The following is a 14,276-nucleotide window of genomic DNA, read 5'->3' on the forward strand; positions in this document are numbered from 1 at the left end:
TAATTTATTGACAGCCTTGGATGGCTCTAAAGTCTCTCACTAGAAATAAGGGAGGAAACGATGAACAGAACATCGATATTCAGTCGGCGTTTAAAGTGTTTGGCGGCTGTTTTCATCATTTTGTTCGGTCAGCTTCTGCCTCTGTACCCTCAACAGGCTGAGGCGGCTGCAGATAACTGGCTGAATTTTAAATTTGATGAATTCTCCCAAAATACGGTCAATCAATTTACCTTGGATGGTCATGCCACAATCGCTCAAGGGCAAAATTTTATACGATTGACACAGCCGACTACATTACAAAGCGGAGCCGCATTTAACAATACCGCACTGTGTCCTAGAGACAATTATTCATTCAGCACGGCCTTTTCTTTTAAAATGAGTAACCCGAGCGCTCAAGGCGCAAGCGATGGATTGACCTTTACGCTCCAGACTGGCACAACCAGCCAGAATATGAACGGTGGCGGCTTGGGATATTACGGCATTAGTCCGAGTTTTGCCGTTAAATATGACACGTTTAAAAACGATGTTTATAAGGATCCTTCTTCAAACTACGTTGGACTTGCGGTAAATGGAGACGTAGTGAATCAAGCAGGCTGGTATACCGATTTAGACAGCACCAGCTTCAAATTGTCTGACGGAACCCAGTACTATACGTGGATCGATTACAATAGTTCAACTCGGAATGTTCAGGTTCATCTGGGCACTTCGCCGGATCGGGTAAATGCCAGCAAAGTTTTAGATGTCAATGGCATCGATCTTGGTTCGATATTTAACGGACAATCGATTCATGCCGGTTTTACAGGATCAACAGGATCTCCGAATTACGAGACGCATGATATCCATAGCTGGTATTTTGTGAATGCATACGCACCGATCGATACTCTCGATCCGAATAATACTTACAAAGTGAACGAGGCACCCGTTGTGCCGGGTGATTCAAAAGTCACCGCGGTAAATACGCCGGTCTCGGGACAAGTAATCGGCGCCGACCCGGATGGAGATCCATTGACGTACGCCAAAGGCGCGACGGATCCTCAGAACGGAACTGTGACGGTTAATGCGGACGGAACTTGGTCGTATACGCCAGCACAAGACTTTATCGGCACCGATAGCTTCACCGTCATCGCCAATGACGGCAAATGCGCCACTGCCGAAGCTACGATTAACGTTGAAGTATCGGATTCGGTTCCTCCAACGACTCCACCTAACGCATGTGGAAACCGAGTGGCCTTGATTAATGGTAGTTTTGAAGAAGGACCTGAACGAGGATCCTATGACCCAGTCAACAGTCCTTTTATGTTCTATCAGGATGAAGTGCCAGGATGGATGACAACGGATACAGGTAATGGAGCCAATGTTCACTTAATTGAAATTTGGGATTACGCTCAGGGTTATCCTGATCCTGAAGTTAAGCAGCAACCGGCCCCTGTTGACGGTAATCGTTATGCGGAGTTAAATGCCGTTGAGAACGGCATGTTATACCAAGACGTGCCGACCACACCTGGACAGACAATCTATTGGAGACTCTCCCATAAGGGTCGGTATGGAGTGGATACGATGCAGGTTCGCATTGGTCCGGCAACAGACAATCCCTATGATACGGTTCCACAAAAACAAATGTCGTCAGGGAACACGGCGTGGGAAACCTATACAGGAACATATACCGTTCCAGCTGGACAAACGATGACAAGGTTTGGGTTTGAAGCCGTTTCGACATCCAGTGGATCAATCGGTTACGGCAACCACCTGGACAACATCTTCCTGGGAACCGAACCATGTGTTATCGCAGAGAAATCTGTTTCTCCTGCTGGAGACGTTTTTGAAGGCGATGAACTCACCTACGAAGTCACAGTTAAAAATGAAGGTGGAGACGTTGCCGCAAATACTGTCTTTGAAGACGTCATTCCTGCGGGCACGGAATATGTTCCAGGCTCCATGAAAATGGTGAGCGGGACCAATGCCGTTGACCTAACCGATGCAGATGATACAGATGCAGGGCACTTTGACGGCAACAAGGTGATCATTAGGCTCGGGAATTTGCAGAATACCAATGACTTGCCTGAAGGTATTACGCTTCAATTCAAGGTGAAAGCATTATCCAGCCATGTCGGCCAGACAGTCACCAATAAAGCGGCTGTTGATTACAAGAACTTACTCACAGACAAGGATGAAACGACCGAGTCGAATGAGACAACGAGTCAAATTACCGAAAGAGAAGTTGTCAATGCCTGCACTAGACCCGTTGCGCTAATTAACGGCAGCTTCGAGGAACCTGCATATACGCCTGGCGATCCAAAGACCCCTACAGGTCCAGGGTATACATTCCCGCAGGATGAGAACGTACCGGGATGGCATACAACCGACTCAACAGGACGATATGACATTTTTGTTAAGAGCTTGATGGAGGAGCCTGGAACTCCTGCCGGAAACAAACATGAGGTAATCCATGGTGAGCAGTTTGCAGAAATTAATAGTTTTGAGAATGCGACGTTATATCAGGATGTCGAGACTACTCCTGGACAAACCATTTATTGGCGCCTAGCTCATAAAGGTAGATTCGGTGTAGACACCATGGCTGTAAATATCGGTTCAGGCAATACGGCTCCGGAAAATCTTCCGACGGTTCGTACAATGTCAACCGATAAAGACGCATGGAAATATTATTCTGGAACTTATACCGTTCCGGCCGGTCAGACAGTAACACGATTTGGATTTGAAGCCATAGCGTCTGCTAACGGAAATATCACCGGTGGTAACTTCATTGATGATGTTTTCCTTGGAACCGAGCCGTGCGTCATAGCCGAAAAGTCCGTTTCCCCTGCAGGACAAGCCTTTGTCGGGGATGAGATTACTTACGAAGTCAACATTAAAAACGCAGGCGGAGACGTTGCCGCCAATACGGTATTCGAGGATGTAATTCCTGCGGGCACGGAATACGTTCCGGGTTCGATGAAAATCGTGAGCGGGACTAATGCTAGTGATTTGACCGATGCAGTTGATCAAGATGCAGGCCATTTTGACGGCAGCAAGGTGATCATCCGGCTCGGGGAAGTGCCGAACACGAATGACTTACCTAACGGCATAACGGTTCAATTCAAAGTCAAAGCATTATCCGACCGTGTGGGAGACTCCGTCTCAAATAAAGCGAATGTGGGGTATAAAAACCTACTCACTAATGAAGACAAAACAACCTCGTCCAATGAAGTAACAACATCTGTAGAGTACAGAGAACCAAAATTAGAAGCTAATAAAACAGCTGAACTGTTTGAAAAAGCTACCGGGAACACCGACGCAGCACATCCGGAAGTCGGGGACACGCTGCTCTACACGATTCAAACACGCAACACCGTTACAGGCAGCCTAGTAACCAACCTGACGATCTCGGACGTGATTCCAGCGGGTCTGGAATACGTAGCGGGTACGCTCAAAGTCGACGATGTGCAAGTCACCGATGACCAAGATGGCGATAAGGGCCATTTCGTTAACGGTAAAATCTTCGGTCAGTTCGGAGATGTGACCGGTACCGGGTGGCACAAGGTGACGTTCCAGGTCAAAGTGCAGCCGGGCCAAGCGGGCAAAGACATCCGCAACGTGGCCGAGGTAGATGGCGACAACGTCACCACACCTAGCACGCCAGAGGAAGTGGTCGAGGTTTATCCGCGCGAAAACGCGCTGGAGTCCACGAAAACCTCGGAATTGCTAGAAAAAGCAGCCGGGAACACCGACGCTGCACATCCGGAAGTCGGAGATACGCTGCAATACACGATTCAAACCCGCAACACTGTCACCGATAGCCAGGTAACCAACCTGACGATCTCGGATGAGATTCCAGCGGGTCTGGAATACGTAGCGGGTACACTGAAGGTCGACGACGTGCAAGTCACCGATAACCAAGACAGCGACAACGGCCATTTCGTTAACGGTAAGGTCCTCGCTCAGTTTGGGGATGTGACAGATACCAATTGGCACAAGGTGTCCTTCCATGTGAAGGTACTGCCGGGTCAAGCCGGCAAAGACATCCGCAACGTGGCTGAGGTAGCTGGCGACAACGTCACCACACCTAGCACACCTGAGGAAGTCGTCGAGGTTTATCCGCGTGAAAACGTGCTGGAGTCGACGAAAACAGCGGAGCTGTTTGAAAAGGCAGCCGGGAATACCGATGCCGCGCATCCGGAAGTTGGAGACACCTTGCTTTACACGATTCAAACGCACAACAAGATCGAAGATAGTCTGGTGACCAACCTGACGATCTCGGACGAGATTCCAGCGGGTCTGGAATACGTAGCGGGTACACTGAAGGTCGACGACGCACTCGTCACCGATGATCAGGATGGCGATGCGGGTCATTTCGCGAACGGCAAAGTCTTTGCCAAGTTCGGTGACGTGACCGATACCAAGCCGCGTAAAGTGACGTTCCAGGTGAAAGTTTTACCGGGTCAAGCCGGTAAAGACATCCGCAACGTGGCTGTGGTCGATAGTGATAATATCACCACACCAAGCACTCCGGAGGAGGTCGTCGAGGTTTATCCGCGCGAAACCGCGCTGGAGTCGACGAAGACAGCGGAGCTGTTTGAAAAGGCAGCCGGGAACACCGACGCCGCCCATCCGGAAATCGGGGACACCCTGCTTTACACGATTCAAACGCGTAACACGGCCTCCGATAGTCGGGTAACCAACCTGAGAGTCACGGACGAGATTCCGACAGGTCTGGAATACGTACCGGGTACGCTGAAGGTCAACGACGTCCAAGTCACCGATGACCAGGATGGCGACAAAGGTCATTTCGCAAACGGTAAAATTTTCGCCGGTTTCGGGGATGTTACCGACACTGAGTGGCGTAAAGTAACGTTCCAGGTGAAAGTATTACCGGGTCAAGCCGGCAAGGATATTATCAATATTGCGGCCGTCGAGGGCGACAATGTTGGCACGCCGGACAGACCAAGAAATGAAGTCGAAGTTTATCCGCGGAATCCGCAGATTGAAACGGATAAGTCTGTAGCGAATACAGTAAGCAAGGCCACGTATGAGGTCGGAGACACCATCACGTATACGATTCGCGTGAGAGGTGTTGTCAACGATACGTATCTGGAGAATCTGACGATTACCGATACACTGCCAGCTGGTTTGGAATATGTTCCAGGCAGCTTGAAAGTGGATGGTGTCGCAGTGACGGATCCGAAAGACGATGACGCTGGTCATTCCGTTACCGGAGACGTATATGGCTCATTTGGCAATGTAGATGATACCGACTGGCATACGCTGGAGTTCCAGGCTATCATTTTGCCGGGTCAAGGCGGGCTGGTAATCGAGAACACGGCCAGGGTAACTGGCGATAACATCGATCAGCCAGGCGAACCGACGGAAAAAATGGTCGTTGAACCGGAACCGCCGGTTGAGCCGCCAGTTGAACCGCCAATCGATCCGCCAACCGATCCAGTCAACCCACCGGTAGATCCGGATCCACCGGTGACACCGCCTGTAACGCCGCCTGCTCCAGTGATGGAGTCACGGAAGACGTCGCGGGATCTAAGTGGCGGCATCATCGGGGTCGGTGATACGCTGGAGTATACGATCTCCGCACGCAATACCGTTGCGGGCAGCTATGTATCGAACCTTGTGATTGCCGACATCCTGCCGGAAGGGCTGACGTATGTAGCAGGCAGCCTGAAGGTAGACGGCGTTTCCGTCACGGATAATGTCGATGGAGACAAAGGCCAGTACGTTAACGGCAAAGTGAGCGGTAACTTTGGACGGATTACGGATACCGAATGGCATACGATTACGTTCAAGGCAACCGTCAAGGCGACACAAGCCGGTAAGTCGATCGTAAACATCGGTGAAGTCACAGGTGATAATGTGACCACTCCAGAGAAGCCATCGAATGTCATCGATGTGACGGACAGCGGGAACAATGATGGAAATACGACGAACCCGGGTGACAGTGGAGATTCCGACGGCGATTCGAATGAAGATCCGAATGGTAACTCGAACGAAGACACGGACGGAGATTCCAACGGTACTCCGGATGAAGACTCGAATGGAGACGCCGACGGGGATTCGAATACTGGGGCACAAACACCGGATGACCAGAGCGATTCGGCTTTGGGCGAGTCGGATGCGGATCCACAAAATCCGGCACAATCCGGAGATCAGGCAGCAAATGAGCCAAACGGCAACAAATTGCCAAATACGGCTACGAATATGTACAGCTATCTGGTAGGCGGAGCGATGATGCTTCTTGCAGGCTCGCTTCTGCTTAGAAGAAGAAAAAAAGCATAGGCTAAAAAAACAGCTGCCCCTCAAGTGTTTGTGCTTGGGGGGCAGCTTGTTACTATGGTAAGTTGTTCTTTTAAAGGGATACGGTTATAAGCTATGATAGGAAGCAGCATACTCTCTTCCCAGAATCACCGCTCGTTCGATGTACGGCAGCTCAGCGCGACGTACACCACAATGACCATAGAAGAGGTTATCAATCATATTGAACAAAGGATTGTCGTCATGTTAGCAGCAATTACGGCACTAGTGCTTTTTATAATCGTGATGGTCGCAGTCAGCTTTTATTTTTATCACGTCGCCATTGCCCGCGCAGATAAGGAATTTCTAGCAGAGAATCCGGACCTGGCAGCCAATGCGGATGTCGAGAACCCTTTTGCGGACAGCAAAGACTGGTGGAGCGCGCAAAGCTTCGAGAATTGGAGTCTTATCGCGGACGATGGCCTGAAGCTTCATGCCTATTATTTGCCGGCGAAAAAGGCCACAAACCAAACGGTTCTCCTTGCGCACGGCTATGCCGGACGCTCCGAGCAAATGAGCAGCTTCGCTCAAATGTACTATGAGGATTTAGGCTTTAATGTCCTTCTGCCTGATGCCCGGGGCCACGGCTTGAGCGAAGGCGACTATATCGGTTTCGGATGGCCGGAGCGCAAGGATGTGGTGAAGTGGATTCAGAGGATCGTTGAACGTACGGGAGAAGAAGCACAGATTGTCCTGCACGGCGTATCCATGGGCGCTGCAACCGTCATGATGACCAGCGGCGAGGAGCTGCCTTCCCAGGTGAAGGCCATCGTAGCGGATTGCGGGTACACCTCCGTGGCGGATGAGCTGACATATCAGCTGAAGCGCATGTATAAGCTCCCCTCGTTCCCGATCCTTCAATCCACAAGCTGCCTAACGAAGCTGCGTGCAGGCTATTCGTTCCAGGAAGCCTCCGCTCTGAAACAGGTGAAGAAATCCAAAACCCCCATTCTGTTCATCCACGGCGGCGGCGACTTATTCGTCCCGACGGAAATGGTTTACAGGCTGTACGAGAACGGGCCTGCGGAAAAACGACTGTTTGTCGTTCCCGGTGCCGGCCACGGCCTGGCCCGTCAGTTCGATCCCGAAGGCTATGACCGGGAAGTGACGGAGTTTATCGGTACGTATGTCCGTGAGGAGAATAAAAGAGCGGCCATGGTTCGCTAAAAATCCTAGTCTAACCAAGCAGCAAGAAGCCGCGCCTCAAGGCGCGGCTTCTTCTCGTATCAAGCTATTCGAGATAATAACCCGGTCTTTTCCCATCGCTCAGCAAACCGTCGATCCGCTCGATTAATGCGGGGAGCTCGCGCATCGTATCGATCGTAAAATCCGCCCCGTGCCGAATAAACGTCTGCCGGGTCCTCGAGATGGCTTCCGCCCGCTCCGATTCGGACAAGGATGCGAATTCCTCAGGGGATAGCCCCATTTCCGAGCTGCCCACAGCAACGCCTACCGACCACACCCCCGCATTGACGCCTTCTTTGATATCAGACGCGGTATCCCCGACCTTCACGACCTTCCAGGCCGTCGACAGCTTCAGATGCTCCATGTTCCGGTAGATCATATACGGATAGGGGCGTCCACATGAATGCGTATCATCCGGCGTGAAGAACACATCGGGGCGATACCCCTTGCGCCCGGCATTCGATACGACCACCTCCATCATCCCGGCCGTATAGCCGGTTGTAGAGCCAATCTTCAGCCCCCGGCCGCGAAGCTCTTCCACCGTCTCGATCACTCCAGGAATGGGGTCGGTGTACGTGGACAAGGATGCCATGAGGGCAGGCTCGAATTCGCGGTACAGCCGCTCCACGTCGTCTTCATTGAAGGCTCTTCCGTACTTCACCTCCCACAATCCCGTCACACGCGGCATCGACAGCAATGCGCGGATGTGATCGATCTTCAGCATGCCCATCGGCGCTCTGGCTTCCTCCATCGTTACATCGATGCCGGCATTCCGGAATATATCCACGAACACATTCACCGGCGCGAAGCAGCCGAAGTCCACAGCCGTCCCGGCCCAGTCGAGAATTACGCCTTCGATCTTGTTCATTGTGCCATCACTCCCATATATTCTTCGATAATTTCGCATAACCGCTCGATATCCTGCTCATAGATCTCTCCGATGTTCCCGATGCGGAACGTATCCACCTCCGTCAGCTTGCCCGGGTAGATGACATAGCCCCTGTCCTTGATGTACGCGTAGAATTGCTCAAAGCTGAACCGGTCGCTTGGAAATACAAATGTAGTAATAACCGGAGATTGAACAGGCTCGGCGATATAGGCGCGGATTCCGATTCTCGCCAGACGCTCCCGCAGCAGCCGATTATTGTTCCGGTAGCGCTCGAATCTTGCAGATACTCCGCCTTCTTCCATGAGCTCATCCAGCGCCTTGGAAAAAGCGGCTACGACATGGGTCGGCGACGTATAACGCCATTTACCGTCCTTGTCCATTCCCCTCCACTGATCATACAGATCCAGGGACAAGCTGCGCGCGACGCCTTGGCAAGCCGCCAGCCGCTCGAGGTTGGCAATGACAAACCCGAAGCCCGGAACGCCCTGGATGCACTTGTTCGCACTGCTGATCAAATAGTCGATGCCAAGCCCCGCCACGTCGATCTCGATGCCGCCAAAGCTGCTCATCGCATCGATGATCAGGGTTTTTCCATATTCCCGGGACAGCCCCGAGATCATGTCCAGCGGATTAAGAATCCCGGTTGTCGTCTCGCAATGCACCATCGCGATATGGGTGATGCGCTGATCCTCATTCAGGATGGAGCGAAGCTCCTCCTCTTTCGGGTGCTCATCATAACCGGTTCTGTATGCAGCGTAATGGAGTCCAATGTACTCGGCCATTTGGATGATCCGTTCACCGTAAGCGCCGTTGGACACGATCAGCACTTTATCCTTGTCGGAAATGGCGGAGGTCATGACCGATTCGACCGCAAACGTGCCGCTGCCCTGCATCAGCACGGCCGTATATTGGGTGGCTTCGGCTCCGGCCAGGTCCAGAAGCTGAGATCTGATTTTTTGCGTAATCGATTTATACTCATCATCCCATGTGCAGCGATCGAAGAGCATCTCCTCTTTTACGGTTCGAGTCGTGGTCAGCGGTCCCGGTGTCAATAGCTTATAGCTGTTCATGATTTCCCATCACTCCTATGAAGTAAAGTTCCATTATTTCGATCCGTTAAAAAATTGCTGATGCTCCTTCAGCAGCTCGACGGTCAGCGGCTTCTCAAAAGTCAGCGCATGCGCCGGCTTGTTCGCCTCGTCGACCGTTTCGCCCTTATAGATCGCAACCGGATAGTTCACGATCAAATCTTTTCGCGCATCCTTGATGATGGTCTCCGCCATTTTCATCGCAAGGTCCGTATTTCCGTTCTCCTTATTCACCACGGCAATCGATTCCGTCAGCGAGAAGTTGCCTTCCATCGGATCGATATAATCAATCGGAGCACCGGATGCCTTGGCCGCTACCGCCTGATGGCGAAGGCCGAAGCCTGCTGCCGCTTCCCCCGCCTGAACCTTCTTGATCGGCCCGGAGCCGGAGCTCTCCAGATGCGGACCGACATTGGCGATCAGATCACGGAGCACCCGCTGCCCCGCTTCTTGTCCATACTGGCTGATAATCGCTTGAACGAGCAGCCAACCGGTGGAGGAATCCATAATGTTCGGAATCGATACCAGTCCGTTATATTCCGGTTTGGTCAGTTCCGTAATGGAAGTCGGCATGGGCAGTCCCTTCTCCTTCAGCACCTCGGTGTTCACGAAGATCGCTCCGGTGTTGGCGAGAATCGGCGTGTAGTATGCGGGATATGTGTCGATGGCGCCTGTTTCGAAGGCAAGGTCTTTGAACATCGAATGCTTTGTCTGCGAGCTTTCAATAAAATACGAGCTCATGGTGACCAGGTCGGCCTCGATATCGCTTCCTTCCGCCATCAGCTTGCCCCCAAGCTCCGATGTCCCCATCGATTGCATGATATACTGCCCGTCGTATCCGGCGTTTTTGAGAGAGGCTTCCATCGCCGCAACAGCTTCTTCATCCCCGTTGGTGTAAATTACAACCTTCTTCGCTTCCCCGGACGTGCCGCTGCCGCAGCCGGCCAGCGCAAACACCATGCTGATTGCAGACAATGACAGCAGCATTCCCTTAAGCGTCTTCATCATGATTAACTCCACTCCTTGTATTTTTTTATATTTGAAATTTCATGGAAAGCTGAGAGATTTCACGCGATTGCTCATGTCAAAATGGTGATGCGAGCACAGAGCTTTCGTCTGCCAACGGCCGGTATACCCAGCGGAGAGGACGGAATCGTATTGGAGAAGCGAATGCGCTCGCCTTTGTCTTCGGATTTCTACCGAACTCTCTCTTCCATCCGAGAAATCCGGACAACAGCGATCGGAAATACGATCCGGCAGCGAAGCGGACTTAAAATCGGTAAGTCAGCGCTGCGCCGTTCTCCTCTGCAATGCATCGCACACCAGCTTAATGATCAAATTCGTAAAGAAGATCAGCATCGACAGTACGAAAATTTCGTTGAATTTGGCAAAATGCTGCAGCTCTTTGATTTTGCTGGCGACGAGCGACGTTTGAGCGGAGACGAGAAAAATAATCCCGCTTACGGTCACCATGGCGTTGATGAAGAAGTAACTAAGCATCTCGATGACCGTCGACACAGAATTCGGCACAATGACCCGCCACACCGTCTTGATCCAGCTGTCTCCGAGCAGCTCGGCGGTTGTCTCCCAAGCCGGGTTCATTTTCGACAGGGAGTTCTTGGCCATCAGGTATGGCGTCGTGAAGAAATGAACGATGTTGCACAGGACGATAATCGTGAACGTCCCCTTCAACGTGCTGCCGTTAAACAGCAGCAGATAGGAGATCCCGAGCACCATGCCGGGCACCGTGTTGGTGATCATCGAGATCACATCCGTGCCGGACCGGGCTTTCAGCGAAGTGCGCGTATTCAGCAGCGCGGATAAGTAAGCCGTCAACGTTCCGAACACCGCCGTCAATAGCGCAACCCAGAGCGAGTTGCGATAAACTCCGGTCAAATCTCCGGATTGCAGCACGTCCTTCACATGCTTGAGGGTGAACGTCAAGTCATATGGGTAGCTGCCGAGCCAAGGCACTATGAACATCACCGCAAATACGGACAGCATCCCCAGCACAATGGCCGATGAACCGACGCCGAACAAAATATCACGAGTCCGGTGCTGCGGCAGCTCGGTATCGGACAGCTTGTCATAATGAAAGTTCAACCTCTCCAGAACGCGCAGCAGCCAGATGCCGAATACCGCCGGGACCAGCATCAACACCGCGATGACCGCGCCCTGATTGAAATCGGGGATCGATCCGAGCATGACCTGGTAGAGCTGCGTAGCCACCACCGGGTAGGTGCCGCCGACCGAGGCGGGGATGCCGAAATCGGTAAAGCTTAAGATAAAGGACAGCACGAACGCGCCGCCAAGGGCGCCGGCCAAAGGCCGCAGGATCGTATTCAGGAAGCTTCTGAGCGTGCTGTCGCCCATGAGCTTTGAGACGATGATGAATTTTTTGTCCATGTATTGAAAAGCGTTATGGATCAGCAGAAACACCGGCGGCAGCGTGTAAATGACATAGCCGATCAACAGGCCGTTAAAGCCGTATATCTCAAACCAGCTGCGCCCGGTAATCCGAGTGATCAGACCCTGATTGCCGAACGAATACATAATGGCAAACCCGTATGTGATCGTTGGCAGCAGCATCGGGACGATGATGGCGGTTTTTAGCGCACCTTTGAGCGGGCGGTAGATTTTCGTGCAATGAATGGAATACGCAAGGATGAAGCCCAGCACTGTTGTAATGGCAGCCGTCATGGCCGATACCTTCAGACTGTTCCCGATCGACGCCGCCATTTCGGGGCTCGATATCACCGAAGCATAATGTCCGAGGGTAAAGCCCTGGTCGGATTCCAGCGAACGCACGAGCAGAATCAAGAGCGGCAAGAACAGGAACAAGGCGAATAGCAGCAGGATGACGGTAAAGATCACCCGCATTTCCGGTTTGGCGTTAGGCATACTGCTCACCGAATAGGTTGTAAATGTTTTGGCGCTTGATGTGCAGCTGCCTGATAATGAACTCCCGCACGAACTCATTCTGCGGCTGATGGACAATCTCCTGAGGCGTCCCGAACTGCGCCACCTTCCCCTGATGGATGATGAGGATTTTGTCCGACAGCGTAAGCGCCTCCTCCGGGTCATGCGTGACAATAATGGTTGTCAGCTTGAATTCCCTCGCAATCGATTTGATCCGCTGCTTGATCGACTCCTTAATGACGCCGTCCAAGGCGCTGAGCGGCTCATCCAGCAAAAGAATCCTCGGCTTGGTGACCAATGTTCTTGCGAGTGCCACCCTCTGCTTCTGCCCGCCGGACAGCTCGCCGATCCGCTTCTTCAAATGCGGCTTTAGCTCGAGAAAATCAATATACTCATGAACCTCCTGCGGGCTGGCAGCCCCCTTCTTATTGCGCAAGCCATAGACGATGTTCTCGTAGGCATTCAGATTCGGAAACAAGGCGTAATCCTGAAAAACAATGTTGAATCCCCGCTTCTTCATCGGCACGCGGCTCAGGTCCTGATCGTGGAATAAAATCTTGCCCTGGTCGACTTTCGTCAGACCGAGGATCATATTCAGCAGCGTCGTCTTTCCGCTTCCGCTCGGACCGAGCAGGGAGACGATCTCTCCCGTGCCGATCTCCACGCTGATATCGTCCAAAACCGCTTTATTGTCGAAATGTTTGCTTACATGCTGGAGTTTCAGCAAACCGGTCACCTCCCTTAAACACACTCCCAGTATAGAAATCCTATGTAAACAGGAATCATGCCAACTGTTAAACCCACGTAAATTATGCATAAATCATTACTAAATCTTTACCATGTTATGGTCATATTGATCCTTAATGGATGCCTAACTTATGAATAATATAGGATGCTCTATTGAATAAGCAGGGGAAAATCGGTAAACTGGACATGAAAAAACGAGGCTTCGGCTAATGCTGATGGGATGGGTGAGGGCATGTTTCCGCTGGAGAGGCAACAGAAAATCATTGAACTGCTGACAATTCGAAAAGTCATGAAGATCACGGAGTTGACCGATGAGCTGAAGATTTCTGTAGATACGCTGCGCCGGGACCTGAATATTCTGACCGACCAAGGGCGAATCGAGAAAATATACGGCGGCGTGAAGCTTGCGGAGTCCCGGTTCGGCGAATCCTCCATGGATGAGCGCATGGTCAGCCATCTGGAGGAGAAGGACCGGATCGCCCGCAAATGCAGCGAATTTGTCTTAGAAGGCGACTGCATCTATATCGACAGCGGCTCGACGACCTACCAGATCGCCAAGTACGTGAAACACCGGAAGAAGCTGACGGTCGTAACGAATTCGCTTCCGGTTGCGATGGAGCTGATGGACAGCGACGTGGAGCTGATTATGATCGGAGGAAAAATACGGCGGGAGGAGCAGTCGGTCGTTGCGTATGAGTATATCTTTAATTTTCACGAGCTGAATGTGCAGAAAGCCTTCATATGCTGCAGCGGTATTACGATCGAGCGGGGCATCTCCGATTACAATCTGGAGGAAGCCATTACCCGCAAAAAGATGATCGAGCTGTCCAAGGACGTCTACGTGATGGCCGACAGCACCAAATTCGGCAAGGACGTGACCGTGTCGATTGCTTCGCTCGACAAAATCGATTGTATCGTGACCGATTCCAACGTGAATCGAAGCTTTATTCCGAAATTCAAGAAGACGGGTACCGAGCTTGTTATTGCAGAAATGTAGAAACATAACAGTAGGACATTTCACTCCGGGAACGTAAGGGTTCCAATCCGGAGGAAATGTCCTTTTTGGGTATGCCATGGTCAGGAAACAGAGGCGGCGTTTTGAACAAATGAATGAATGATCGATCCATCGTACTGTAGTTGTACTACCAAATGGA

General features: G+C 51.7%; 8 protein-coding genes. 3 read left to right on the plus strand and 5 right to left on the minus strand.

Annotated features, from left to right (window positions below; genetic code table 11):
- The first annotated feature begins 60 nt into the window (after positions 1–60).
- Both BBD41_RS13100 and BBD41_RS13105 read left to right on the plus strand, forming a co-directional pair.
- Entirely contained in the window at positions 61–6,279 is a 6,219-nt protein-coding gene (locus BBD41_RS13100; protein ID WP_099477857.1) for an isopeptide-forming domain-containing fimbrial protein, read from the plus strand.
- Positions 6,280–6,498: 219 nt separating this feature from the next.
- Entirely contained in the window at positions 6,499–7,461 is a 963-nt protein-coding gene (locus tag BBD41_RS13105) for an alpha/beta hydrolase (RefSeq protein WP_099480603.1), read from the plus strand.
- A gap of 64 nt (positions 7,462–7,525) precedes the next feature.
- Here BBD41_RS13105 and phnX read toward each other — a convergent pair whose 3' ends face one another.
- From phnX to BBD41_RS13130, 5 genes are all read right to left on the minus strand, one after another.
- Positions 7,526–8,347, minus strand: coding sequence for a phosphonoacetaldehyde hydrolase (gene phnX, locus BBD41_RS13110; protein WP_099477858.1), 822 nt, complete (start codon positions 8,345–8,347; stop codon positions 7,526–7,528).
- The gene (gene phnW / locus BBD41_RS13115) at positions 8,344–9,438 is read right to left on the minus strand and encodes a 2-aminoethylphosphonate--pyruvate transaminase (protein ID WP_099477859.1); all 1,095 of its coding nucleotides are present in this window, start codon (positions 9,436–9,438) and stop codon (positions 8,344–8,346) included. Before phnW ends, phnX begins: the two co-directional genes overlap by 4 nt.
- A gap of 33 nt (positions 9,439–9,471) precedes the next feature.
- Entirely contained in the window at positions 9,472–10,464 is a 993-nt protein-coding gene (locus tag BBD41_RS13120) for an extracellular solute-binding protein (RefSeq protein WP_099477860.1), read from the minus strand.
- Between the two features lie 276 nt (positions 10,465–10,740).
- The gene (locus BBD41_RS13125) at positions 10,741–12,357 is read right to left on the minus strand and encodes an ABC transporter permease subunit (RefSeq protein WP_099477861.1); all 1,617 of its coding nucleotides are present in this window, start codon (positions 12,355–12,357) and stop codon (positions 10,741–10,743) included.
- Entirely contained in the window at positions 12,350–13,102 is a 753-nt protein-coding gene (locus tag BBD41_RS13130) for an ABC transporter ATP-binding protein (protein ID WP_099477862.1), read from the minus strand. Before BBD41_RS13130 ends, BBD41_RS13125 begins: the two co-directional genes overlap by 8 nt.
- Positions 13,103–13,354: 252 nt before the next feature.
- On the opposite strand from BBD41_RS13130, the gene BBD41_RS13135 reads away from it, so the two are divergent.
- The gene (locus BBD41_RS13135; RefSeq protein ID WP_099477863.1) at positions 13,355–14,119 is read left to right on the plus strand and encodes a DeoR/GlpR family DNA-binding transcription regulator; all 765 of its coding nucleotides are present in this window, start codon (positions 13,355–13,357) and stop codon (positions 14,117–14,119) included.
- Positions 14,120–14,276 lie beyond the last annotated feature (157 nt).

The sequence above is a fragment of the Paenibacillus ihbetae genome (assembly GCF_002741055.1).
Lineage (GTDB): Bacteria > Bacillota > Bacilli > Paenibacillales > Paenibacillaceae > Paenibacillus_AQ > Paenibacillus_AQ ihbetae.

Bases quoted from the DNA above. Each gene is read 5' to 3' on its own strand.
- BBD41_RS13100 (WP_099477857.1), top strand. From the start codon at position 61: ATGAACAGAACATCGATATTCAGTCGGCGTTTAAAGTGTTTGGCGGCT.
- BBD41_RS13105 (WP_099480603.1), top strand. From the start codon at position 6,499: ATGTTAGCAGCAATTACGGCACTAGTGCTTTTTATAATCGTGATGGTC.
- phnX (WP_099477858.1), bottom strand. From the start codon at position 8,347: ATGAACAAGATCGAAGGCGTAATTCTCGACTGGGCCGGGACGGCTGTG.
- phnW (WP_099477859.1), bottom strand. From the start codon at position 9,438: ATGAACAGCTATAAGCTATTGACACCGGGACCGCTGACCACGACTCGA.
- BBD41_RS13120 (WP_099477860.1), bottom strand. From the start codon at position 10,464: ATGATGAAGACGCTTAAGGGAATGCTGCTGTCATTGTCTGCAATCAGC.
- BBD41_RS13125 (WP_099477861.1), bottom strand. From the start codon at position 12,357: ATGCCTAACGCCAAACCGGAAATGCGGGTGATCTTTACCGTCATCCTG.
- BBD41_RS13135 (WP_099477863.1), top strand. From the start codon at position 13,355: ATGTTTCCGCTGGAGAGGCAACAGAAAATCATTGAACTGCTGACAATT.